Below are 23639 nucleotides of genomic sequence, written 5' to 3' on the forward strand. Positions count from 1 at the left end.
AATCCAGCCGCGGGCAGAAATAGCACGCCGTATACCCGGGTTTAACCACGGGTTGGCGGCAGAAGCTTATCGCGGAAAACGCAATTGTTAAGGGGGGCGGCATGACCGCAGTTCGGCTGCTAGAAATTGCGAACTTTCGCGCAATTAAAAAGCTTCGATGGCTGCCAGGACCCGGCGTAAACTGTCTGGTCGGTCCGGGTGACAGCGGGAAGTCGACTATTCTCGACGCGATCGATTTATGCCTCGGCGCGCGGCGATCGTTGTCCTTCACGGATACGGACTTCCACGGGATCGACTTTAATCAGCCTATCCGCATTTCGGTTACCCTTGGCGCCCTCGATGATCCGCTCAAGAACATCGACGCGTATGGCGACTTCCTTGTGGGCTTCAACGCGGTGACGGGAATCGTGGAGGCGGAGCCAGGCGCCGGGCTAGAAACGGCGCTGACCCTGCAACTCACCGTACAGAGCGACCTGGAGCCGGAATGGTCGCTCGTGTCGCCGCGCGCGCAGGCAGCGGGACGAACGCGCAACCTCAGTTGGGCGGATCGCACCCGGATCGCCCCGGCGCGGCTCGGTGGGGCGGGCGACTCACACCTAACGTGGCGGCGTGGCTCGGTGTTGAGCAAAATCACGGAAGGCAAGGCAGATACATCGAGTGAACTGACCCGGCTGGCGCGCGAGATGCGTGATGCTTTTGATCAGGAGAAACTCAAGGAGTTGGAAGGTTCGTTGAAGATCGTCACCGCCGCTGCAGGTGAGATGGGCGTTCCTGTCGGTGCGGCGGTGCAGGCCCTTATCGACGCCGGTTCGATCAGCTTTACGGGCGGGTCGATCTCGCTGCACGACGAGAGCGGTATTCCACTAAGGTCGCTCGGCTTGGGATCGTCGCGTCTCTTGATCGCCGCTTTGCAGCGGAAAGCTGCAGAGAAGGCAACGACCTTCCTGATCGATGAACTGGAATACGGTCTTGAGCCGCACCGCATCATCCGCTTGCTCGGGGCGCTCGGTGCCAAGGAAGAAGTTCCTCCGATGCAGGTGTTCGCGACCAGCCATTCACCAACGACCGTCACCGAACTGAGCGCTCACCAGCTCCACATTGTCCGACATAAGGATCACGAACACGTCGTGACCCGTGCCAGCGACGCAGGGAACGTGCAGGGGACGATCCGGGCTCACGCCCATGCCCTGCTTGCCACCTCCATCGTTGTGTGTGAAGGCGGAAGCGAGATCGGCCTTATGCGCGGGCTGGATCAACATTTTACCGGAACAGGTGAACTATCTCTCGCCGCCTGCGGCGCCACGCTGGTCAACGGCAATGGCGATGAGACGTTCAGCCGCGCCAACGCGTTGCAGTCCCTTGGATACCGCGTCGCCATCCTGCGCGATAGTGACAAAGCCGCGCCTGCAGCCGCGGAAGCAGCTTTCCTCGCCGGCGGAGGGCAGGTTTTCGCCTGGGGCGGGGGGCGGGCGCTTGAGCAGGAGCTGTTTGCTGCCTTGTCCGACGCGTCCGTCGCGCAACTCCTTGAGCTTGCGGTCGAAGCAAAAGATCGCGCACTTATCGACGCGCATATCAAGACGATTTCGAACAGCTCGACGTCGCTGATTGTTCTTGAAACCGACGCTTTGATTAATGGCTTCGATGCCGCCAGCCGAACGCTCCTGGGGAATGCTGCGGCGCGGTTCGGCTGGTTTAAGACCATTACAACCATGGAGACCGCCGGACGGACCATCGTCGGACCTTCCTATGCTGCCGCCAATGCCAGTCTCACGAGTGTAATGGATGGCGTGTTGGATTGGATTGAAGATGGCAGCCGGTGAAATCGACCTGAATGCAATCGGGCGGGGACTTGTCGTAGCGCCTGCTGGCTGTGGGAAGACGCAGCTCATTACGGACGCGCTTGCGCGGCACAGCGGCGCGAAACCGGTTCTGGTGTTGACGCACACCAATGCCGGTGTTGCAGCTCTGCGTGGGCGTCTCGAAAAGGCGGGGGTGAAGCCGAACTCTTATCGATCAGCCACGTTGGATGGTTTTGCCATCCGGCTGATTTCAACATTTCCGCAGCGCGCGGGGCACGATCCGCGGATCATAACCGGTGCCCGGCCGAATTATGAGGCCATCCGAGATGCAGCGGCACGGCTCGCCGCCGCCGGACATGTGAACGACATCCTCGCCGCCAGCTACGAAAGGCTGTTCGTCGACGAGTATCAGGACTGCTCGATCCGGCAGCATGCGCTCGTAGCCTGGCTTGCGCAGAGCCTGCCGACAGCGATCGTCGGAGACCCCTTCCAATCCATCTTCGGCTTCGGGGCCGACCGTCTAGCGGACTGGAATTCAGAGGTTCTGGCGTTCTTCCCGGTCGTCGGGGAACTGACAACTCCGTGGCGTTGGAACAATGCCGGAGCTGCCCAATTGGGCAGTTGGTTGCTTTCTCTCCGGCCCCAACTCGCCAGCGGCGCACCGATCGATCTGCGAATGGCACCGGCTGCAGTTCAGTGGATCGAGCTCGACGGCCGGCGCGATGATACGCTTCGTCTCGCGGCGGCCGCGGTACAAGTCCCTGGCGACGCGAAGGTGCTTATTATCGGCGACAGCACCGACCCGGCTGGACAGCGCCGCTTCGCACGTCAGGTCGACGGTGCCGTCACTGTGGAGGCCGTAGACTTGCGTGACCTCATTGATTTTGGCGCTGCCTTCGATGTCAGCCGCCCGGAAGCGCTGTCAGTGGCTGCCGGATTTGCAGAAAATCTGATGAGCAATTTTTCAGCCGATGACCTTGTGCGGTCGATCACTGCCGCCCGGGCGGGCAGCCTTGGCCGTGCCTTGTCCGACATGGAACAGGCGGCCGTTGTGTTCGAGCAGGAGCGAACGCTCAGCGCGGTTGCAGACCTTTTGGTGTCTATCAACAGGGCGGGTGGGGTGCGGTGTTATCGTCCGGCGGTGCTTGCCGCAGCACAGCGCGCCCTGCAGCTCGCCGCCTCCCCAGGGGGACCATCCTTCCGGGAGGCGACTGTTGCGATCCGCGAGCAGTCGCGGTTGGTCGGGCGGCCGCTTGCCAGACGCTCCGTCGGCAGCACCTTGTTACTCAAGGGCCTTGAAGCCGATGTCTCCGTTGTTCTGAACGCCGCTGCTCTCAACGCTCGAAACCTCTACGTCGCGATGACGCGTGGATCTAGCCGGGTGATCGTTTGCTCCTCCTCCCCGATACTCAATCCTGTCTGGTGATCACGGGACTCACGGTTCGATCCAGGAGACATGCCCAGCTGACATGTAAACGACGGCCCCGCGTTCAGCACCGGTCACGCTCAGATAGTCACGGAGCTGTGCCGCGTGTGCACCCTGTGCAGGCGCATCCGGGTTCACATCCGATTTCCAGTCTATGACCAGGGCGATCCGGTCATCGTCGACCCAGACCGCGTCCGCTCGGCCGGCAAGATAGCGTGGCGGGGTTGCGGCCCATAGCGGAATTTCGGGTACGAGCTTGCCGACGAACCGCTCAAGCTCGGGCAGGCGCAATGTCCGCAGCGCCGTTCTCCCCATCTCGGCAGGATCCGGCCTGCGCTCGATGGCGTCGTCATCGACAACGGCTTGCAGTTGGTCAAGCAGTTCGCCTGCGCGCCGGATGGCCTCGTCCTCACTATCGGACAATTCACCATTGAGAAGCTCCTCCATGAGCTTGTGAAGAACGGTACCGCGGAGGGCGCCTGCCCCGACAATTCGCTGGCCATCCGCCGTAATATCCACGACAAAGCTGTCGATCGTGTCTGCGCTGCGGTCAGGATCGCGCTCGCTCGGACGATCCCAGAGAATTGGTTCCGAGGCAGCCACGATGCGCTCGCGCTCGGCGATGAAGATCGCATCGGTCTGCTCGTTGGTTAGGATATTAGCAGTGGTCACTTCGGACGCAGGCAGCATGTCAGTCTGAAGCTCACTCAGGCGCTTTTGTCCCAGATCCATGACCCTCGACCACGAGCGCGACGACGCTCCTGGCAGATCGGGGATTACGAGCAGATCGCGGGCACGCGTGGTCGCAACGTACCACAGCCGTTCACGCTGCCTCGCTTCGCGGAATTCCTCCTCGTTGCGGGCGGCTGCCAAGTCGGGCGGCTCAATGCCGCCGACGATCCAATGAAGGGTATCGTCCGATTGGCGATACACAAACTGGTCCTGAGGCTTGAAACGAGTTGACGAATTCACCGTAATGACGACAGGCCATTCAAGCCCCTTGGCGCTGTGCATCGTGACGATTTCGACCGCGTCTCCAGAGACGTCCACCCGTCCCTCGGGGTGGCGGCGTTTTCGCTCCCACCCCCGCTGGAGATCGAGCGCAAACGCGCGCAGGCCAGCGACTCCATAGGGCCTGGCGAGCTCGATAATTGCGTCGAGGTTCGCCAGTGCTCGGGCGTTGCGTTGGCCATGACGCGCTGCCATCACCACGCGGAGGTTCAAGCGTTCGATCGCGTACCCCAGCAATTGCATGGGTGTGAGTTCCGCGGCGAGACGGTGCAGACCCTGGAGTTTGACAAGCACTTCACGAGCGAGGGAGTGTCCAACGTCGTCAGCCACCGTCCGCAACTGAAATCGCCGGCGTCCATCCGCATCAGGCTTGAGTGCCGCCGTGACATCGAGCAACTCTTCATCGCTCATTCCGACAAGCGGGCCGCGCATAAGCGCGCCAAAAGCGAGTGTGTCCAAGGGATCGGTCAAGGTTCGGACCAGAGCCAGAATATCCTGCAGTTCCTGCCGCCGGAATAGCGCGTTACCTGCCTGAGAGGCGACAGCGACCCGCTGTCCTTCAAGGGCGCGCTCGTAACGCCATAAATCGGTATGGGTGGGCGCGAGCAAGGCCATGTCCCCTGCGCGAAGGCGACGCTCCGTCCCGTCTGCTTCGGTGATCGTAAGTGCCCCTATCAGGCGTACGCAAAGTTCGGCCACTGCCTCCGCCTCCGCCTCGCGCTGCTCCTCTGCCCGGGCATCGCGCGGCACGTCGATCGTGAGCTTCGCCGCAGCTGGAAATGGCAGCGGCGGGGGGTTCACCGTAGCCGTTAAGGGTACGAAGCCGGGCTGTCCCGGCTTGGCCAGCACTTGCTGGAAAACCTCGTTGACATGTTTTAGCACTTCCGCCCGGGACCGGAAATTAGCCGTGACCGCAAGCAGGCAGCCATTCGTTGATTTTGCGATCACCGACTTAGCCACGGCATAAGCTTCGATGTCGGCCCCGCGAAACCGATAGATGGCCTGTTTGGGATCGCCGACCAGAAACAGTGCGCCGGGCCGAAGCTGAGCCTGTTCCCAGCGAGTGGGAGGCGAGGTTGCCGCGATGAAAAACAAGATCTCGGCCTGCAGCGGGTCGGTGTCCTGGAATTCATCGACGAGAAGATGCGAGTAGCGCCACGCGAGCCATTCGCGAATTTCCGTATGGTCGCAAACGAGAAGCCGCGCCTGAAGCAAAAGGTCATCGAAATCCAGCACCGCAGCATCACGCTTGCGAAGTTCATACGCATCGATCACTTCGCTCAAGGCCGCGGCCAGTTCGTGCACAAGCCTCTGGGCAATCGACCCGATCAAGACGCGGTATGCCGCGCTTACCTGCTCGTAGCGGGCGGACGCTTCCTCACCGCGGCGCTGGCCCTCGACCGCTCCGAGGACACTCTTCCAGGCCGCCATTCTGCGATAGGGCTGTAGATCGATGGACCGCGGCAACATCGCTTCGATGCGTGGAGGCTGCGTCAAGCGCCAAAGCTCTGGAAATGCGGTACTCACCAGGGCCTCGTTATAGAATGCGGCCAGACGCTCTAGGTCATCGATCAGGTCTGCTGTGCCAGTCTCGGCTGGACCAGCCGCGTGCCACCGGGAAAACGCCCCGACGGCATCGGTGAATGTCCGATCCGGCCGGGATGAAAAATCAGGTGCAGGTGCGCTCGCGGTACGATGGTCCCGGCGCAATATGGCAAGCTCGCGAACGCGCTCGACAACGCCAAGCGGGTCGTCCTTGGCCAGGGTGGCGATCGCTCCATCTTCGTCGGCACTGTCCGCGAGCTTGCCCCTCAGCCACTCGGCAAGCACTTCGTCGAAGAGAGCCTCGGCGACAGTCGCATCAATCACTCTGGATCCGGGATCCAGACTCGCTGCGAGCCCGTGCGAGCGGATGATGCCCTGGCAGAAGCCATGGATTGTCGTCGCCGTGATTTCGTCGAGGCGCGGAGCCGCGGCCTCGAGACGAGCAAGCGCATCCGCGTCCAACGGCTCAGTGAGTATTTTTGCAAGCGCCGGCGGGATCTTTCCGGCGCGGAGCTCCGCAATCGTCCAACGAATTCGCGCTTCAAGCTCGCTTGCCGCCGGTTCGGTGAAGGTGATCGCGGCGATCTTTGAGGGTTCAATCCCGCTCGCTATCATCATCGCAACACGGGCAGCCATCAACGACGTCTTACCGGTGCCAGCGGCTGCCTCGACCAGGATGTTGGATATGAAGTCTGTCAACGCGCGTCTGCGAGCATCTAAGTCAGCGGTCACGGACTGCTCCAAAGCTTGGATAGCGGGCTGTTCACCTGCGCGAAGGGACGTTGCTTGGTACGACGATAGACGTCCAGGTCGGATGGCAGCGCGATCGAAATCGGGTCAAAAAACTCCGGCTGGGGACCCGGCGCAATCTGCCCGGTCTTCTGAAGTTCGACACCGGCGGCTGTGAAGGTGATGGCTTCCTCGATTGCAGCTGCGAGTTCGTCGTGGACCAAGCTCAATGTGCGGGCGGGTTCGTTCCTGAGATAGGTCAGCCGAGACTCGACGTTCCGAACCTCCGGCAGCAACGATCTGGCGGCCAGAGCATAGAAAACGCGTTGCAGCTCCGTTCCTCGATTGAAAACGATAGTTTTCTTCCGCTCGGGCGCCGCACCTGCCTTGTAGTCGGTTATGATGGCCGTGCCTCGAGACCCGTCCTCGTCGAGCCGATCGATTCTGCCGCGAAATGCGATACCGGTCGCTCCCACCGAGACTGGCGAAAGCGTTGTCCAAGGATGAGGCCCGTCGATGGGCTCCCCGAATGTGAGCTCCGTCCAACTCATGCCACGAGGTTCTCCAAGAGCATCTCTCAACCCGCGGGATGCGCGTTCGCGGGCCACTGTCATGGTATGGCGCCATAGCAGACCCGGTGGGACAGCACGTGCGATTGGCCATGCGTCGCCCAGTCGCCTTGCTTCATCCGCTAGACCGATCTCGATCTCATCGGCATTTATCGGCGCACCGTCGCGGAGAACGCCTCCAATGAGGGCGTGGACGAGTTCTCCAAACGCGCGATGGTCAAGCGCCAGTGGCTGGGGGTCCAGATTGGGCTCACGCCAGTGAAGCGCGTACTCCCAGACAAACCCGAGCGGATTGCAAAGGAGGCGATTTAGGGACGTCGTGGATTGTACTTCCGCGAGCGCATCCAGGATCAAAGGATGGTTCGCTCGAACCAGGCCGTCATGCATTGTATGTCGCTCGCTGTCCTGCCAAGCCCGCCAGCAGGCGCGGCTAGACCGAACCTGCCGTTGCTTGCCTGCATCTGCAGGTCTTGCGTACAGGCGATCGCTTTCGCTGAAGGCGTGCCTAGGAATGCCGCTCCTGCTCACGATCCGCTCCTGATCGCGGCGCCATAGCGTGCTCGCGGCTTGCAGCGCACCCGTCGCACTCCTGTGTCCGCGTGACAGCGCATAGCCGTCAGACTGACTTACGATGAGGTTGTGCATCCTTCGGTCCTCGTCGGCTATATCAGCTGACGGAAGCCTAATCTTGTCGAGAAGATGCTGCGGCAGCAACGGATCTTCGATCGTTTGGCGCGGCCAGGCGTTTGCTTCGAGGCCAAGAAGCCGGACATGCTTGCGAGAGGCGCCGGCTAGATGACGAGCCGGTCCCCACACGACGCTGCTGCCGGGCTCTCTCCCGTCATCGACCCGGAGAGCCTGGAGCGATAGTGCCACTGCTTGGGGAGGCGCCATGCGCAGGGCATCCTGCCACAAGGTGAGCGCCGACCCACGCAACAGAAGATGTCCCGCGCGATCCGCCTCGAGGATACCGCGAGCGAGAAGCTCGATAACCGGCAACAATGCTTTTTCAGCCGCTTCTCCATCTGCCCGCTCGGCCCGCGCATTCTTGAGGGCGTGCCGCCAATGCTGCGGACTCGACAGAGCAGCGCTTCGCCGTAAACCCTTTGCCCAGTCGAGGGGGATATTGTGACGCGCTGGAGAAATCCGAGCAAACAGGAGGCGCACACGTTCTTGCGAGAGACCCCTCAGTAGAACATCAGCGAGCGCGGCGCAGCTTTGGCCCTCGCGCGTCGCCAAAGCCGGGACGCCATGGCTGAAATGCAATGGAAGCCCGGCCTCGCGCGCAAGCACCAAGAATGTATCGTCCCAAGTTGTCGGCGAAGTGGCTGTGACCGCGATTTCGCTTGGAGATATGCCGTCTTCCGCAATGAGCGCCCGCGCCCAGCGTAGCGCCTCTCGCACTTCGCTTCGCGGATCGGCGCAGACATCGGCGGCGGCGAGCAGACTGCGGCCGGCCGGCAAAGCTTCCGTCTTTCCCGGGAACCAGCTCCGCCGGCAATGAGCCGAAGCGACCCATCGCACTGGAACAACACCGCAGAGCTGCACGATGAGCTGGTGCCAGATAGGCTTGATGTCGGGAACCTCGTGAAGCGTGACCGAACCCAAAAGTTTTGGAGCGTGGTCCAGACGCTTCAGCGCCGCTTCAACGAGATCTGGCGGGGCAAGTGTACCCGCAGGCAGCGCCTCTCTCACACGTCGTTCCAGCATCGTAAAGTCACGAAGGCGGGGGTTGTCCGCAATTCCAGTTATGATGCCGGCGTCCCACCAGCTGCGGAGGGCGGTGAGTACAGCAGATGGCATCCCAGGCAGGCCGGCAACCTTTCCGATGTCTTCGTACGCTCCGGCGTCAAGAGCTGCTCGTATCGCGGGATATAAGATCTCTTGTGACGCCGGCGCTATAAAGCCGCCCGCTAGCCGAGCAGCTAGAAGGGGAAGCGTTAGTATCTGGCGGCCGATCGCGCCTTCGCACGCAGCGGCGAGCCGCTGCATCCGCAACGCTAGGGCCCCATCGACAACCACGGTATGAATGAGCATGTTCTTCGCCTCCAAACGCTCCCGTTCATATGGTTTCACCAATATTTTAGGTCAGAGGCGATGCGTATGGACCCACCCGGGCGACAACCGGTCTGCCGGAGCTATCACCTCTTGCTGAGGAGCATGGCACCTGATGAGCGCGAGCAGCTGCTTGAACTTGTAATTGTCGGTATCACTCTTCCACCGATTGATGAAGTTGCAGACGACCTGTAGATTACCTCGGGTGTAACCTCCCCCACTGTCGATGCGGTCGAGAGAGCACGCCATCTCTGGATCAGCTATTGCCCCATCAAATTGTACAGCCAGGTCGGATAGTTTGCAGCGACCTCCTTGGTCGGCAAACAATTCTAGAACGTGGGCAGCGAGTTCTTCCTCGGAGAGGTCGATGGTTTTCACCTTGTTGGATCGTAGGCTTGCGCTCTTGAGCGACGCTCTGGCGATCCGGTGCGCTGTCCGTGCCATACGTCGGGCGGATTGCAGCCTGAAACGCCGTTCCTCGCGCTCACGCGCCTGCCAGTTCGACTTCTGCTCTTCGTAGGTGCCCAGCTTGTCGAAATACTCCGCGGCATGAAACAGAAATCCGGCTGTGCCACAGGTCGGATCGATCACCCGTTCCTCGTACGGCCTCTTCAAAACCGGCAGAATGTCGAACTCGCTGAAATCGGTTATTTTAGCTTGTAGCTGCACGTCGAATCCTAGTTTGCCATGGAAGATCGACCTGCGGCGAGTGTCGCAGAGTCCACTGCCTTTAAAAACCTGAGCGCATTACCGGCCGTTTGACCCATCGAGTCAAGAAGGGCGCCCATGACCGGCCGTCACATCATCCTCATCAAAAGCAACCCAACCGAAATGATACCGCGCAATTCAAGGTGTCTGTCCCGACATGACCTGACCAGCCTTAAACAGTCTACCACGAATTTCAGAGCCATTGCTCGTTCAAGTGTCGCGCACGCTCTGTCTCGCCATGTTGCAGCAGGATCACTTTGATCAGAGGACATGTCAGTCCCCGATGATGCCGGCGCGCGGTTGGTATGCAAGCGGCGATCACGATTTAGAGGCCGAATTTCTAGATTTTACAGCGACAAGGTTGTCTCGACCAACCCTCTTCAGTAAGCGACCTCATAAGGGATGGCTGCGTGGTTGAAGTCATAGGCAGGGTCGTGCGGCCCCGCCGTGCTGCCGTTGTCAAGGAGCGCAGTATTTCCAGGTCGTTCTTCGAGCATGAATGCGAAGTCTTCCGAGCCCATGAGCTGCGAGTGGTCGGAATCGAAGGAGTCCTCTCCCAAGACAGTTCGGGCAGCCTCCACAGCCAACGCCGTTTCGGCCGGATGATAGACGACTGCGGGATAAAGGTTTCTGAACACCACCGTCGCAGCAGCCCGGTATGACGCTCGCGCGAGTGGACGCCTGTGGTTAACGGAACAGCCGCTTGCCAAAACAAGACGATCCGCATTCGCCTTTCTATCGCTTACGGCTGCATAAGATGGACAGCTTCCGAATGCGCCAGCGGTAGCCGTTGCTGCTCAACCCCTATTCATCTCCGCCGTGAGCCCGACTCTTGAAAGCCTCAAGGCAAAGGTATTAACTTCGTCGCGTCCGACCCAGCGGGGTGCAAAATAACTGATCGTTCAGCCAGTCTGCAAAGTACTTGGCGGCTCAGGTATCTCGATCCAGCATGGAATGCCATGGCGGTTCAGAGAACTGATTTTTGCGCTTCAAGGGCTTTAATCTCGCCATCGAAATCACGCGAGGCGAGAGATTTTATCTGTTTTATTCTGTCGACAGCGTCGTTTATCCCTGGCTCCAAGTAGTTGAATGACCCAGACCCGTTGTAAACCTCGTCATATTCTTGCTCGGCTTTGTCGATGGCATCCACTCGATACATACCCATTCGAATATATGACCTGGCAACCGCTGATACGAAATCAGAACGTGCTTTTTCACGTGCGGCGGTAATATCAGTCTGCTTCAGACGCCTTAGTTCCTCAATCTGCTCATCGATCGCGCCAATTGTATCGTGCCGCTTTTCTTGCGCGGTGCGCAGGTCGGGAGGGTTTTTGATCGTCTCAAGGTCTCCGTCGCAAGCCTGGACATAGACGACTTCGATCTCGCGCGTGCTCGGAATGGAGACCACTGGGCCGAAAATCGACAGCTCAGAGGTTCCGGTACCAGCTGAAAAATTGACCGAAATACCGGGCACCTTGGAAATACTCGCAAGCATTCCGTAATGGGCCTTGAGGACATTTTCAACGGCCGGGCAAATTCGCTGCGCGGACCCGGCGGGCGACATCGTCCCTGTCGTCAGTCCTGTGGCGATTGGCTCAAAAAACCCCTCCAGTCGGCCGATATGTTTGCTCCATTGCGCTGTGAGCGGAGTCCAAAAACCGTTGTCTCTCGTGTTTCTAATGCTGGCTTGCAGATTCAGCATTGAATTTACAGAGGACATGTACCCGTCCCCTTGCTGGCTGAACACACGCTCAACAGCCGCGTCGAAAGCGGCACGTCTCGAAAAGTAGTCGTAGCCGAACTTGACGATAAGAACGGATACGCCGACCACGATGACGATCTTGAGCCAGTTAGGAACTGCGTTGATTATCGTTTGGAGCACGCTGACGCTGTTGGCCTGCAGATGGCCAACCTGAAGCAAGGGTTCTGCCTTCTGCCGGGAGCGTCCTTGTTTGATACCTTCCACAACGAATTGGCCGTTAGTGCGAACGGATCTGGCTTTGAGCAACAACGCTTCCGTATCCATGTCGCGGAAGATGATGTCCTTTTTCGCGACGAGCGTCTCGACATCGACAAGCCAAGAGTCGTCCATCGGCACTTTCTGCTTTATCGTAGCCTCTATCACACGGTTGGCTGCCTCAATGACCGCGGCAACAGTATCAAGCTTGGCCCCCTTTACCTCGCCCTCCAGTGCCATCCTTTCGTGCGTGTCCTCCGGCTGCTCCTCGATGCTGGAAAGGTCCAACTGGGCGACTTCGGCAATCTTTCCTTTCAGCGCCTTATAAAGGTCAGAGACGATTTCGCCTCCAACCTTTGTTATTCCCGCGGTGGCGCCGGCGATGATGGCAGCTACGACGACCGACATTGGTCCCTCCTTCCGCGCGGATTGCGCCGGGGTGAATTTCGATGAGTTCAGTGAAGTCTTTCGCTTGCAAGCCGCGCAAGCGCGACCAGAAACCGAACGCCATTTGGGAGGGCGTCCGGGTGGATTGTGAACTCTCGCTGATGAACCCCGACGTCGCCTAATCCGTCCTTCGCGATGCCTTGTCCGAAATAGACCGCAGGCAACTGCTGTCCGTAATATGCAAAATCCTCCGAGGTCATGAAGCGGTCCGTCGACACGGCTAACTTTACACCCGCCTCGGTTCCCAGATCTGTCGCCAGGCTGCGAATAATACTCACATCGTTGATGGTGGGCGGCGTGCCGGGCGTTACGTGCCAATCAATGCTTGCGCCGTAGACTTGCGCAAGCGCCCCGATCCTGACCGCAATGAGATTGTTGAGTGATCCGGAAATTGCCACGTCTCCAAGGGGCTCGAATGCCCGCAGGGTCCCTTCTATCGTCATTTCTGCAGGGGTCGCATTGATCGAGTTGGAGCTGCTGCTGATCTTTGTCACCGAAATTACCGCGGGACGGTTCGATGAATCCCACCCGCGCGCAGGCAGGTTGGCAAGTTCAAGAATGATTTTGGCTGAGGTTACGCCAAGGTCTGCGCCTTCGTAAGGCATCGCGGCGTGCGAAGCCGTCCCGCTTAACGTAAGTTTGAAGGTGTTGCTGCCGGCCATCGCCGAGCCCTGCGAAACAGTCACTTCGCCAACGGCCTGTTCTGCGACGACATGCTGTGCGAAAATAGCCCGGACGCCAAGGCGCGTCAGAATCCCATCAGCAACAATGTCGTCGGCGCCTCCCTTGACCTCCTCGGCCGGCTGGAACAGGAAGACGATCTTACCTTTGAATTCCTCCGGATGCGCGTGTAGTTCCGCGGCCGCACCAAGAAGCATTGCACTATGGGCATCGTGACCGCAATTGTGCATGAGCCCTGGCAACTGAGACTGCGGATCGTGGCTCGTAGGTTCATCCCCAACATCCAGGCGACGAGCATCCATATCAGCACGCAGCGCGATTATCGGCCCAGGTCTACCGCTATCGAGGATGGCAATGACCGCTGATGGCAAAGACGGCACATTTTCAAACGAGAAGCCGCCCAAGGCCTGCAGCCGCCCGACAATGTAGTCATGGGCTTTAGGCAGGTCTTTGCCGACCTCTGGATTCCGGTGAAGGTAAACGTAGGCTTCGAGGGCCTCGTTCGGATCGATGCCGGTTTCGGCTGCATAAACTGGCGCGCCTGCCAAGAGGAAACCGGCAAAAAGAACAGCATGGACAGGCTTGAACCGTTCCATCTGGAGAAATTTCTTGACCCTTCCTCGCCCGCTGGACTTCGAAATCATTTTCATGAAAACTCCCTCAAATGCCCCTGATGGGCGGCCAGCGTCGAGCAATTTCCGTTAGCTTGCGACGGCCAATCGAACCAAGTCGGTCATACGGCTGTCACCGCGCGGATAACCTTGTTGATCTCATTGTCCGGTGTCGGGAATGCAGCCACAGCTACCCCCACGGCCGGCGTCAGTAGCCTTCCATTGATGATTCCAAGCGGAAGCAAACGAGTTACAAACTACAGGACACAAGTGAACTGCGGACATTTCATTTGTGACGAGGGGTGCCGGCGCCTGAAAGCTGTCAGGAATATGGACCAATACTAACGCGGAGGTTGTCGGCGTCGCTTCGACCGCATCTCCTGAAGGCGAAGCGTAGCCGCTGTCGCCGCAGTACACGGATGGAAGGAAGCGACCGTACGAACGTTCGCCTGTCGCGTTTGCACCCACGACAAAGGCGGATTTGAGATAGGCAGCCGCTTCGGAAGCATATGTTGTTGCATTAAAACCTTGGCCGCCGCACTGATTTTGCGCCGCCGCGGTGACGCCCCATGGCACGATGACGAAATCTGGTGTGAGCTTCTTCAATTGCTCAAGTGCGGCAGCTGGCGCGTAAGTATAGGCGTCCGCGCAAACGAGAATTGCCGTCCTTCCGAATGGGGTCCTGGCAATTTTGATGTCGTCTTTTTCACCCGGTGTGTACGAGCATTGTGGTCGGTTTAGGATGGATTGGCAGGCAGCGGGGTCAAAGGCGTTCTGTACGACGTTAAACTGTCGATGATGGATGACGATTTGCCCCTTGGGATTGATGAGAATTCCGGCATCATAAGCCTCAAATGCGTCTGGGTTGGAACCAGGACCAGCTTTTGGTCCCCGCTCCGTGAGCCCCGCGGCAACCCAGACCCCAAGTTCTGAAGCGATGGCCGCAAAGGCGGCGCTATATCTGCCGGGGATTGGCTCGGCTTGGGTAAAGGCTGCCGGGTTGAGCCATCCCAGATCCGAGGCCTCCGGATATACAACTAATTCTGCACCCTGGTTCTTAGCCTCTACAGCCAACGCCTTCATAACTTGGAAATTACCGGCGTCGGCAGTTCTCAGTTGCACAAGGCCGACCTCAGCCGCTCTCGACGCCGGCGAACCCGACACGAGCAGAGCAAAGGTAACTATCGCTCTGATACCCTGCCAGCCAACGAACATCCCCGATCCCCCGATCATGCAGCAAATATCGGCCCAAAATGACGGGACACGCTTGCCGCCAATGATGCTCTGCCAATCCCCAACCTATCGTGATCTCAAATTTGCCGGAATGCAACCATGACATGAGCCAAGCATTGCTTCACCCGTTCAACCGCCGTCCCTTCGAAGGAGAAATAGCATCGGTCGAATATCGAGCGGCAGGACACGCAGGAACCGCCGCCGGCAAACAATTTTGAATCGGCTCGATGAATACGCACTGACTGATCAAGTCTCATTCGTCGAGAATGTCGCCCTCAGGCTCGCTGCCCGTGTTTTCAAGCGCCTTTCGACTTAGCAGCCCAGCATCCTCGAGCGCTTCCATGTTGGGAAGATCCCGCAGCGTCTCCAATCCAAAGGCTGAGAGGAAGTGCATGGTCGTCACATATGTATACGGCGCGCCGGGACTCGGGCTGCGGGGGCCGGAGGCGAGAAACCCCGCACCGCGGAGTGCAGCGATCGTATCGCGGCTGACCTCCTTGCCAAAAATCTTCGACAACTCGCTCCTTGTCACCGGCTGGAAATATCCCACCGCCATCAGCACCATCGCCTCGAACTCCGAGAATTCCGCCGCCCCTCCCCTTGTCGGCGCGGAGGAAGCGCGGATCGTCTCGGCGAACCGCGGTCGTGTACGGTGCTGCCAGCCGCCGGCGACCGACACCAGTTCGTAGGGTCTATCCCCCAGCTCCGCGATAAGATCGTCGATCAGCAGATCGATGCTGCAATCTCTTCCGACCACCCGCGCCAGGGTCTCGCGGCTGACGGGTTCGGCCGAAGCAAAGATCACCGCCTCGACCCGCAGCATCCATTCCCGCCAACGCAACCCCGATGGCAGATCCTCGAGTTCGCGATCAAAGAGAACGTCCTGCTGTCGGTCTCGCGATGGTCGCCTTTGAGTTTGAGTTGCCGCGGACTTCGCCATCTTCATAATCCGAATATGCGGAATGATGAGCGGCCTGAAACTTCTCGCACCGCTTCAAAACTTTCGAGACGCTCGAACAGCCGGGTGGCGGCCCAGCGCGACAGGTTGCAGCCGGGCGCCGAGGCTGGCACTGCATCCTCGTTCAACAGCTTGCGGATCACCGATCCGGCACCCTTGGTGCGCAGCTTCGGCGCCACAGTCAGCAGCCGGCTGGCCCGCCGATCGATATCGGCAGCAGAGCGAAGCGCCGCCTCGACACCCTCGACCAACGCCAGGCAGACCGCGCGCGGATAAGCCGGATCGCCTGGCCGCACACGCCCGCGTCCGCCGATCGTGCGGAAGGCGGCGCCGTAGCGCTCGGACAGCAGCAGCGGCACGGGTCTTGGCCATTTCAGCTTTTGGGAGAGCACGACATCCGCCAGGCCCAGGGCCAGCACCTCTGCGTCCGGACGAACGGCAAAGATCCCCGTTATCAGGTCCGCCACTGCGAAGGGTGCTGCTCGCCCGGACTGGATCGCAGAATCGACCGTATCGAGGATCGAGGCAAGACCATCATCCCACCGGAGGTCCATTAAATCGGCGAGCTCCTTCACGAAGGGCGACCCCGGCGTGCCGGATCGGCGGGTCAGCGATCGTGTGGCCAGAAACAGCTTTCCGCCCGGCCCGGAATCGTCGCCCGGGGCAGTGAGCAATACCGCGTCGCGAAGGGCGGTTTCGTTCTCGCTGCGGCCGTGCATCCTGGCGGCGCCGGCAGCCGACTTGAGAGCAAGGCGATCTCGCCAGCAGCCCAGCCAGGGCGGGTCGGCGCGGATCAGATCGTCAAGCGATTTCAGAGCGATACCGGCGGCAAAGGCCGCGTCGGCCTCGTTCGTCTCGTGGCCGCGCGGCAGTGCCCAGGTTGGCAGGGTGTGCGCCCAGATCGGGGCAGGTGCTTGGGCTGATGCGGGCGAATCCATGCGAGAAAGCATAGTTGATGTGCGCGCTTTGTGCCAGTAATCCCGAAGAAAACCGCACCGCCCGTCCCCACACTATTACGTCCGATAATGTTGCATTATCGGACGCTCTTGACATACCCCGCAACCATAGGGTAGAAAATCAATAAAAGGTAGATTTTCGGAGCCTCTCATGTCCCTTAACATCAAAAACCCGGCCACCGTCGCGCTAGCCGACGAGCTCGCACGCCGCCAGGGGATCAGCAAGACCGCCGCCATCCACCAGGCCCTGAGCGAGCGGCTGCATCGCCTCGGCCACGGCGACGGTACACAAGAGCGCCTACTCGGCGAACTGCGGGCGATCCGCGAACGCGTGGCGCGACTACCGGAACTCGACAGTCGCAGCGACGAGGACATCATCGGCTACGACGAGCACGGAATTCCGAACTGATGGTGATCGACACCTCCGCCATCGTCGCCATCCTGCGCAACGAGCCCGACGCTGTCCGGCTGGAAAAAGCCCTGGTTTCGGATCCCGTTCGCCTGGTGCCGGCAACTTGCGTGCTCGAAGCACGCATGGTGCTGGTCAGCCGCCGCGGTGAGCATGCCCTAGCGGAGATCGATCTGTGGCTGACGAAGATCGCGGCCGACATCATACCGATCGACGCGGATCTGGTCGATATGGCAACACGAGCCTGGCTGACCTACGGCAAGGGCCGCCATCCGGCCGGCTTGAATTTTGCCGACTGCTGTTCCTACGCCTTGGCGAAACGCGCCGATGAAGCCCTACTCTTCATTGGCAACGACTTTTCGCAAACCGACATTGAGGCGGCGTGATGAGCAGCGACACGAAACTCGACGACCATCCACCCGGTAGTGTTCCCTCCCCTACCCCGCCGCCAGCGTCCGGCCTGCAGGCGCATCTCCAAGACCTTACCGACCGCGCCCGAGGCTACGTTGAGGCGGCGAGCTCGGCCAATACGCGCCGTGCCTACGCCGCCGATTGGAAGCATTTCTCCGCCTGGTGCCGGCGCCAGGATCTGTCGCCCCTCGCCCCGGACCCGCAAATCGTTGGCCTCTATATCACCGCCTGTGCCTCTGGAGCGGTAGAGCGTGGCATGAAACCGAACGCCGTATCGACGATCGAGCGCCGCCTGTCGTCGCTATCCTGGAATTTTGCCCAGCGTGGCCAAACCCTTGATCGCAGGGATCGGCACATCGCCACCGTAATGGCCGGCATCCGCAACAGCCATGCCCGTCCGCCGGTACAGAAGGAAGCTGTCTTGGCCGAAGACCTCGTCGCGATGATCGCGACGCTCGATCGCGGTACGCTTCGCGGTCTGCGGGATCGGGCTATGTTACTTCTCGGCTATGCCGGCGGCCTTCGGCGCTCGGAAATCGTCGGCCTTGACCTTAAAGTCGATCAGACCGAGGACGGTCGTGGCTGGATCGAGATCTTCGATAAAGGCATGCTCATCGCTCTTCGCGGCAAAACCGGATGGCGCGAGGTTGAGGTCGGTCGTGGCTCGTCCGACGCTACCTGCCCTGTCGCGGCCGTCGAGACGTGGATCAAGTTCGCCAAGCTTGCCCATGGTCCCCTCTTCCGTCGCGTCACCGGCCAAGGCAAATCCGTTGCCGCAGAACGTCTCAACGACAAAGAGATCGCTCGCCTGGTCAAGCGCACCGCTATGGCTGCCGGTATTCGCGGCGATCTGGCGGAGATCGAACGACATCTCAAATTCGCTGGCCACTCGCTGCGGGCTGGCCTTGCTTCCTCTGCCGAAGTGGACGAACGTTATGTCCAAAAGCAACTCGGCCATGCCTCGGCCGAAATGACCCGGCGGTATCAGAGAAGGCGCGACCGCTTCCGTGTCAACCTCACCAGGGCCGCCGGGTTATGACACGGGCTCTCTGTTACAATTGAGGTCTATACACCCCGAGCAGGGACGGACACTTGGCGTATGACTGTCATCGACGTAGCGGCCTTCGGTACAGGCCGGTGAAGACAGTTCAGCGGAACCGACTTTTCCTCGAGAGAGCCTGCTGATCGTCGCGAACAACAGCGGCGCGAAGAATATCCCGAGCATCGTGGCAAATCACGCCAGTGCCAAAAGAGTACTATGCCCAGGCTCAGCTCCGTAGCCTGGGCAAGAGGCAACACGCCGAGCACGAGCGCAAAAGCGCTGCAGGTGTCGATCGCACCCCTCCCTCTCTCGTTGCCGACCAGGCTCAGCTCGTTTCGAAAGCCCTGGGACGCCGTCCTCGCGGCAACGTGAAGGTGGCAAGCTCCGCCAACGCGCGCGAGGTCTATCTGTTGGAATGGAAATATTTTGCTGCCTGGTATCAGCGCTCGAACCTTAACCCAATACCGCCCAGTTTCAATTGCATGTGTAACCAGACTAAACAATACATTGTGGGAGGCGTTAGGTAACATGAAGCGTATTGCGATGATTTAGGTATGGTAACATGGAAAGACAGGATGCATCTCGTCAAGCCAGAAGCAGTTCGAACGCTCTCGATCGTTTAGCTCCAGAAACTGTAGGTGAAATTCTTAACTGCTTAGTGAGCGTTGATCCTCTAGAAACGATGAAATCTTTGAATGCGCTGCGGCGTACGAGCAAGCAACTCTACAACGCCGTTGAGAATGATGAAAAGACAGGATCTTTGTACCGCAATTTGAGTCGGTTAGGCAAAGCAATCGACATGATTTATCGCACTGCAATTCCAGAAGCGGGCTTTGATCATCCTAATGACAACGCTCAGAGTCACAAAGCATATGCACATACTCGCATCGAAGCTGTTGAGGCGACACTACATTTTCAACCGTCACACAGGAAACGTGAGCTCGTGACGCATGTCATGGCCCTGGAGCACGGATTGGATCAAGCTTGGGCGATTGGACGCTTAGCCCACAACCTTAAGACTTTTAATCGCACCGAAAGCAACGCCATTCTTCAAAAATCTTTTGAATATTTCTCAGACGATCTTCAAGGGATGAGTCACATGCACATCGCCGCGGGCGGGATAGCGCTTGTCGAAGCAGATATTCAAATGACTCCCCTGCAAAGACAGATGGTACAGACAATCCTGGAAGCCACCGGACAGCGTTGGGCTTTGAATGCAGCAACTTCCATCTGCCAGAGACGAGCTGAGCTTCGACGTGAACGCCTTACAAAATGGGAAGAAAGAATAGCTGCCACAGCATCTGGCTCCCGTTCGTCAAGTTTGGACCATATAATAACTGAAATCGAAAAATCGATCCAAGAGCGGGTGACACAGAGTCAGAGTAGTGATTTCGTTCGCATGACGAACGCAATCGAAATCCAGGTACATTTAGCGGATTTAGTTAAGCGTACCATTGATACCCACCAAAGTAGGGACTTAGGACGAGAACGTACAAGGCGATCAGAATTTGGACGATAGGCAGCGAAGCTATCTAGCATGTCAGGCTTTGACGTCGTTCGTTTAACAAGACTCTCAACGGAATACCAACCGCTTCTCTTATGGAAAACGCTCATCGCGGGCCGCATACCTTATCATTGCCAAGCAGATCGAGGATGGGTCGGGCTTCTTTACAAGAACATGATCCTCGACCTGGGCGGCAAGCCCGGCTGGCGCGACCTCGAGATCTGCCGCAGATCCTCAGATCCGACCTGCCCCGCCACCGCTGTCGAGACCTGGATCAAGCTCGCCCCGGCCCCTCTTCCGCCGCGTCATGGGACAGGGAAAGTCGGTCGGCCCGGAACTGCTGAACGACAAGGAAGTGGCGCGGTTGAAGTGCGCTGCATTGGCTGCAGGCGTTCGTGGTGATCCGAGCAACATAGAGCGCGCCTTCCAATTCTCTGGCTACTCGCTGCGCGCTGGGCTGGCGTCTTCCGCCGAGGTCGATGAATGCTACGTCCACAAGCCGGTGGCACACGCCTCTGCGGAGATGACCCACGCTATCAATGGCGACGCGATCGCTTCCCAGCAATCCTCGCGGACAGCATCACCGGGTCCACTTTCTCGCATAACCAACGGCACGTATTTAGTCCAGCCTGTGGCTATATCGGTCAGCACCACAAAGCTGCCGGACGACGAGCTCCCGGAATGAGCCACAAAGTCAACCTCGACATATCCGATTTTCCGTCTTGCAAAAACTCAGCGCCTCAACATCTCAGCGGCGCTGACGACGCTTAGCGATGTTCGAGCGCCGCGATCATTAGGCGCCACTCCACGTTGTTTGCCCGCTTTCTAGGGCTGAAGCAAGTTTGACCCGTATCGCGCTCAGGCGCTCCAAAATCGTCGAAGCGCGGACTTGAGCCTGTCATTCTCCTCACGGAGCTTTACGATCATGAGGCGCTTCAGACGACGGTTTTCCGCCTCGACAGCAGCAAGCTCGTCCTCCGAGCCGGACTGCACAGAGGGATCGCGACGATAACCGAGGACTGCAGCACATTCTGTGGTGTCGGGGGACCGCCTTTTTGTCCGCAGTTTCGCTCGAGACCTCGGAGCCCGCGACGGCACCGAGGTTCGCTCCTCCTGCACCAAAGGCCCGGCATTAAACGCGTTGCCCTTTATAGCTACCGGCTCGATGCCACCATCGTTCGGTGATAATGTTTCGGAAGGCCTCCCCGGAAGATCTTTAATGTCAATCTGAGCAAACGTGGTGGCTACGTCGGGATTTGCCGCGGCAACCTTCTCCAGGACTGAAGGGACTTGCGGCACATTTACCTTCGGCACGACCCCGTCGGCCGCGACCGCGCGGGCTGCCGCCTGCAAATCCAGATTGCCCCAGATCGATGTTGGTCGGACCTTGGCTTGGCGTCTGTTCGTCTTATATTCGATGACGAATTTGGATCGTAGTGTTTTCATGTGCCAGAAGATTGGGATTGTATTATAGCGCAACGATCTGAATGCGCGGAATTTTTTCAAGGCATTCATTGAGTGAAGCGCGGCAAGGTGATTTAGCGAGGGACCCCAAAAGCCGCTAATTCATTCCGAGTCTTTTGCGTAGGTCGGAGTTTTCTGCGCGCAACTTTTCAGAGAGCAGCTTTCTGAGCCGCCGATTTTCCTCCTCGAGTTGGGTGAACTCGGCGAGTTCATCGTCTCCCGACACAGACACGGCCGGTCTCTGTGAGACGGGTTGAACCATGGCTCTCTTCCATTGATAATAGGTTTGATTAGAAATACCCACGATTTTAACGGCGTCCTTCAAGATTACGCCGCCAGCGACCTGAGCTTCGACTTGGCCGATCATTTCCAGTTTTTCTTGATTGCTGCGTCCGCGGGTTTTCGGCTCCACCAATTTGAACGAACCCGTGTGGGACGTTTCGGCTCTTACTTTCTTTGCTCTTTTACTTTCCGGAGCATCCGGCTCAATTTCAGCAGCAACAGTACCGTCCGGCGGAATCTGAATCTCTTCGTCAGCCATTAGTCGTCCTCTGTGTGGTTTATTGCTTTGTCTCCCAGCTCGATCCAAGAGTCAACGCATATGCCTGGGGTAGTAAAATAGGAAGAATTCCGCGTTACATCCCTCGATCGGCAAAACACTCACCGATACGGCTGTCTGTTGAGGCTGGCTCTCCTCCACGGTCAACGACGGCACGGGGCCTTCGCTGCTTGTCGAGCAGTCTTATAAGCTTCTATCAGAGCAGAGCCTGGTTCTGCAGGAATCCGACGTTCAGCTGCCGATTCTAAAAAGGTTTATATTTTCAACCTATTAGGTCTGTGGTCAGCTGACCACAGACCATCCTGCTGCATACTCACTAATTCTAGCCAACCCGCAGTGTCCCCTGCCCGTGTGCTTTCAACAGCGCCATTATCATCGGGCCGAGGGAGAATTCCCCGAGCTCGCTCCGCCGTGTCAGATGTCGGAGATAGCCCCCGGCCGAACTGATGAAGTTCGCTCGCTCCAAAATGCACGCCATCGCTGCTGCCGCATTCTCCGGTCCCATCGCGTCACTCGCATCTTGGTAAGCCGACGGGCTCACCCCCAGCGCAGATCGAACTACCACTGCGGCCTGCATGAGATCACGCCAGCTAGCAATCGCCCCGTCAGGCCCGTAGTCGCTAATGGTCGGGCATGCCTTCAGGATCATTCCTAGGGGGAATGCTTTTATCGGCTCGCTCCTTGACCGGTGGGTTTCACTCGGATTAGCGCCCTGCTCTTTTTCGGAGCGAGGTTCAAGTTCAGTTAAGGATTCGGGTTTTGAATTCTGTATGTGCTGCTCATTATGAGCAGCATCGATGCTATTATTTTCTGAATTTTCTCGAATTTCTAATCGGTTGACTATCTCATCCTGAAGCATCAGCATTTCTTCGAGGATTGAAGTGGCGTCAGCAAGCGTCGGAGCGCGCGGAATTCTGCCCACAAGCCCCACATAGACGTCCTCGACCGCTTGCCAGTCGCCCTCCGCGCCCTCTTCGATAGCTGCAGTGATCAGCTTCCGAACGTCTCGTCGGCAAATCGTCAGGCTCTCTTTGGCCTTCCTGAAGGCCGCCCGATTGGCCATCACCTGCTGTGCCATCATCGCTAGCTCTTCAGACCGCGCGAGGAGCGGCGACAAATCGAAGCCAAATGCGCTCTCGATCTGGCCCGCGCCATCCTTTCTAGCGTAACGTTTTCCGTTGGCGCTATCCTTCCGGACGATCAAGCCCGACTCCACGAGCATGGCGATGTGCCGGCGCAAAGTTGCGCCGGCCATTCCATGCGCTCGAAGCGCAAGCTGAGCATTCGATGGGAAGACGATCAATTGTGCGTCCTGGCGCAACTCTTTGTCTGGATAAAAGCTCAGCAGTGCGTCGAGAACCGCGACGCTGTTGGATTGGATCCCAAGCAGATCCTTGGCGGCGGAAGCATCCCTGAATACTTTCCACTTATCCGCAGTCTTGCCGTGTTTGATTTCGGCCAACGCAGTCTGGCGCCGTACCAGCGCAAGCGTCATCGGCCGCCGCCCGAATGGCGTCGTTACACTTCCCGTCTGCATCATCTTTCACCTTTCAGCAGGCAAAGGA

At 58.8% G+C, this 23639-nt stretch carries 18 protein-coding genes and 1 pseudogene; 7 read left to right on the plus strand and 12 right to left on the minus strand.

Translation table 11 applies throughout. The features are described 5' to 3' along the window. Nucleotides 1-101 precede the first annotated feature (101 nt). Together RRH01S_RS25230 and RRH01S_RS25235 are read left to right on the plus strand one after the other, a co-directional pair. Complete coding sequence (locus RRH01S_RS25230) at nucleotides 102-1820, plus strand: ATP-dependent nuclease (protein ID WP_042474888.1); 1719 nt, start codon at nucleotides 102-104, stop codon at nucleotides 1818-1820. Beyond that, nucleotides 1807-3225, plus strand: coding sequence for a UvrD-helicase domain-containing protein (locus tag RRH01S_RS25235; protein ID WP_042474892.1), 1419 nt, complete (start codon nucleotides 1807-1809; stop codon nucleotides 3223-3225). The genes RRH01S_RS25230 and RRH01S_RS25235 overlap by 14 nt, the downstream gene beginning before the upstream one ends. A gap of 9 nt (nucleotides 3226-3234) precedes the next feature. On the opposite strand, the gene RRH01S_RS25240 is transcribed toward RRH01S_RS25235, so the two are convergent. The 9 genes from RRH01S_RS25240 to RRH01S_RS25280 all read right to left on the minus strand — a co-directional run bounded on the left by RRH01S_RS25240 (nucleotide 3235) and on the right by RRH01S_RS25280 (nucleotide 16667). Then, nucleotides 3235-6513 carry a UvrD-helicase domain-containing protein gene (locus tag RRH01S_RS25240; RefSeq protein WP_042474894.1) on the minus strand — a complete coding sequence of 1093 codons (3279 nt, stop codon included), beginning with the start codon at nucleotides 6511-6513 and terminating at the stop codon, nucleotides 3235-3237. Then, nucleotides 6510-9116, minus strand: coding sequence for a PD-(D/E)XK nuclease family protein (locus RRH01S_RS25245; RefSeq protein WP_042474896.1), 2607 nt, complete (start codon nucleotides 9114-9116; stop codon nucleotides 6510-6512). Before RRH01S_RS25245 ends, RRH01S_RS25240 begins: the two co-directional genes overlap by 4 nt. 51 nt (nucleotides 9117-9167) lie before the next feature. Beyond that, nucleotides 9168-9803, minus strand: a complete 636-nt coding sequence (locus RRH01S_RS33205) for a hypothetical protein (protein WP_052365249.1) — start codon at nucleotides 9801-9803, stop codon at nucleotides 9168-9170. 419 nt (nucleotides 9804-10222) lie between these two features. Further along, entirely contained in the window at nucleotides 10223-10483 is a 261-nt protein-coding gene (locus RRH01S_RS35260; protein WP_374188767.1) for a M20/M25/M40 family metallo-hydrolase, read from the minus strand. A 326-nt stretch (nucleotides 10484-10809) separates the two neighbouring features. Next, nucleotides 10810-12207: a hypothetical protein gene (locus tag RRH01S_RS25260; protein ID WP_042474902.1), complete on the minus strand. Its 1398-nt coding sequence runs from the start codon at nucleotides 12205-12207 to the stop codon at nucleotides 10810-10812. Nucleotides 12208-12254: 47 nt separating this feature from the next. Beyond that, nucleotides 12255-13577: a M20 family metallopeptidase gene (locus RRH01S_RS33210; protein WP_052365250.1), complete on the minus strand. Its 1323-nt coding sequence runs from the start codon at nucleotides 13575-13577 to the stop codon at nucleotides 12255-12257. A gap of 120 nt (nucleotides 13578-13697) precedes the next feature. Next, on the minus strand, nucleotides 13698-14753 hold the full coding sequence (locus tag RRH01S_RS33215) for a nitrilase-related carbon-nitrogen hydrolase (protein WP_161600011.1): 1056 nt from the start codon (nucleotides 14751-14753) through the stop codon (nucleotides 13698-13700). Nucleotides 14754-15024: 271 nt separating this feature from the next. Further along, nucleotides 15025-15711 (minus strand): SMC-Scp complex subunit ScpB, encoded by a 687-nt coding sequence (scpB, locus tag RRH01S_RS25275; RefSeq protein WP_042474905.1) that lies wholly within the window; start codon nucleotides 15709-15711, stop codon nucleotides 15025-15027. A gap of 2 nt (nucleotides 15712-15713) precedes the next feature. Beyond that, entirely contained in the window at nucleotides 15714-16667 is a 954-nt protein-coding gene (locus RRH01S_RS25280) for a DUF1403 family protein (protein WP_080705475.1), read from the minus strand. Nucleotides 16668-16836: 169 nt separating this feature from the next. On the opposite strand from RRH01S_RS25280, the gene RRH01S_RS25285 reads away from it, so the two are divergent. The 5 genes and pseudogenes from RRH01S_RS25285 to RRH01S_RS33645 form a co-directional block, all read left to right on the plus strand. Continuing rightward, nucleotides 16837-17094 (plus strand): type II toxin-antitoxin system VapB family antitoxin, encoded by a 258-nt coding sequence (locus RRH01S_RS25285; protein WP_042474909.1) that lies wholly within the window; start codon nucleotides 16837-16839, stop codon nucleotides 17092-17094. Then, complete coding sequence (locus RRH01S_RS25290) at nucleotides 17094-17480, plus strand: type II toxin-antitoxin system VapC family toxin (RefSeq protein WP_042474912.1); 387 nt, start codon at nucleotides 17094-17096, stop codon at nucleotides 17478-17480. Before RRH01S_RS25285 ends, RRH01S_RS25290 begins: the two co-directional genes overlap by 1 nt. Next, complete coding sequence (locus RRH01S_RS25295) at nucleotides 17480-18544, plus strand: tyrosine-type recombinase/integrase (protein ID WP_174080925.1); 1065 nt, start codon at nucleotides 17480-17482, stop codon at nucleotides 18542-18544. The genes RRH01S_RS25290 and RRH01S_RS25295 overlap by 1 nt, the downstream gene beginning before the upstream one ends. Before the next feature lie 565 nt (nucleotides 18545-19109). Then, on the plus strand, nucleotides 19110-20066 hold the full coding sequence (locus tag RRH01S_RS33640) for a hypothetical protein (protein ID WP_080705470.1): 957 nt from the start codon (nucleotides 19110-19112) through the stop codon (nucleotides 20064-20066). A 129-nt stretch (nucleotides 20067-20195) separates the two neighbouring features. Continuing rightward, nucleotides 20196-20609, plus strand: a pseudogene (locus tag RRH01S_RS33645) (site-specific integrase); the annotation flags it as partial. Nucleotides 20610-20909: 300 nt separating this feature from the next. Here the strand turns inward: RRH01S_RS33645 and RRH01S_RS25315 are convergent. The 3 genes from RRH01S_RS25315 to repC form a co-directional block, all read right to left on the minus strand. Then, nucleotides 20910-21566 carry a hypothetical protein gene (locus RRH01S_RS25315; protein WP_131597865.1) on the minus strand — a complete coding sequence of 219 codons (657 nt, stop codon included), beginning with the start codon at nucleotides 21564-21566 and terminating at the stop codon, nucleotides 20910-20912. Nucleotides 21567-21612: 46 nt separating this feature from the next. Next, nucleotides 21613-22056 carry a transposase gene (locus tag RRH01S_RS25320; protein WP_042474931.1) on the minus strand — a complete coding sequence of 148 codons (444 nt, stop codon included), beginning with the start codon at nucleotides 22054-22056 and terminating at the stop codon, nucleotides 21613-21615. Between the two features lie 340 nt (nucleotides 22057-22396). Continuing rightward, on the minus strand, nucleotides 22397-23611 hold the full coding sequence (gene repC, locus RRH01S_RS25325; RefSeq protein ID WP_042475098.1) for a plasmid replication protein RepC: 1215 nt from the start codon (nucleotides 23609-23611) through the stop codon (nucleotides 22397-22399). Between the last annotated feature and the right edge of the window lie 28 nt (nucleotides 23612-23639).

The organism is Rhizobium rhizogenes NBRC 13257 (assembly GCF_000696095.1).
GTDB classification, from domain to species: Bacteria; Pseudomonadota; Alphaproteobacteria; order Rhizobiales; family Rhizobiaceae; genus Rhizobium; species Rhizobium rhizogenes.

What these genes read in the sequence shown, in the direction of transcription:
- RRH01S_RS25230 (WP_042474888.1), top strand. Translation starts at nt 102, where the DNA reads ATGACCGCAGTTCGGCTGCTAGAAATTGCGAACTTTCGCGCAATTAAA.
- RRH01S_RS25235 (WP_042474892.1), top strand. Translation starts at nt 1,807, where the DNA reads ATGGCAGCCGGTGAAATCGACCTGAATGCAATCGGGCGGGGACTTGTC.
- RRH01S_RS25245 (WP_042474896.1), bottom strand. Translation starts at nt 9,116, where the DNA reads ATGCTCATTCATACCGTGGTTGTCGATGGGGCCCTAGCGTTGCGGATG.
- RRH01S_RS25260 (WP_042474902.1), bottom strand. Translation starts at nt 12,207, where the DNA reads ATGTCGGTCGTCGTAGCTGCCATCATCGCCGGCGCCACCGCGGGAATA.
- RRH01S_RS33210 (WP_052365250.1), bottom strand. Translation starts at nt 13,577, where the DNA reads ATGAAAATGATTTCGAAGTCCAGCGGGCGAGGAAGGGTCAAGAAATTT.
- RRH01S_RS33215 (WP_161600011.1), bottom strand. Translation starts at nt 14,753, where the DNA reads ATGTTCGTTGGCTGGCAGGGTATCAGAGCGATAGTTACCTTTGCTCTG.
- scpB (WP_042474905.1), bottom strand. Translation starts at nt 15,711, where the DNA reads ATGGCGAAGTCCGCGGCAACTCAAACTCAAAGGCGACCATCGCGAGAC.
- RRH01S_RS25280 (WP_080705475.1), bottom strand. Translation starts at nt 16,667, where the DNA reads ATGGATTCGCCCGCATCAGCCCAAGCACCTGCCCCGATCTGGGCGCAC.
- RRH01S_RS25285 (WP_042474909.1), top strand. Translation starts at nt 16,837, where the DNA reads ATGTCCCTTAACATCAAAAACCCGGCCACCGTCGCGCTAGCCGACGAG.
- RRH01S_RS25290 (WP_042474912.1), top strand. Translation starts at nt 17,094, where the DNA reads ATGGTGATCGACACCTCCGCCATCGTCGCCATCCTGCGCAACGAGCCC.
- RRH01S_RS25295 (WP_174080925.1), top strand. Translation starts at nt 17,480, where the DNA reads ATGAGCAGCGACACGAAACTCGACGACCATCCACCCGGTAGTGTTCCC.
- RRH01S_RS33640 (WP_080705470.1), top strand. Translation starts at nt 19,110, where the DNA reads ATGGAAAGACAGGATGCATCTCGTCAAGCCAGAAGCAGTTCGAACGCT.
- RRH01S_RS25315 (WP_131597865.1), bottom strand. Translation starts at nt 21,566, where the DNA reads ATGAATGCCTTGAAAAAATTCCGCGCATTCAGATCGTTGCGCTATAAT.
- RRH01S_RS25320 (WP_042474931.1), bottom strand. Translation starts at nt 22,056, where the DNA reads ATGGCTGACGAAGAGATTCAGATTCCGCCGGACGGTACTGTTGCTGCT.
- repC (WP_042475098.1), bottom strand. Translation starts at nt 23,611, where the DNA reads ATGCAGACGGGAAGTGTAACGACGCCATTCGGGCGGCGGCCGATGACG.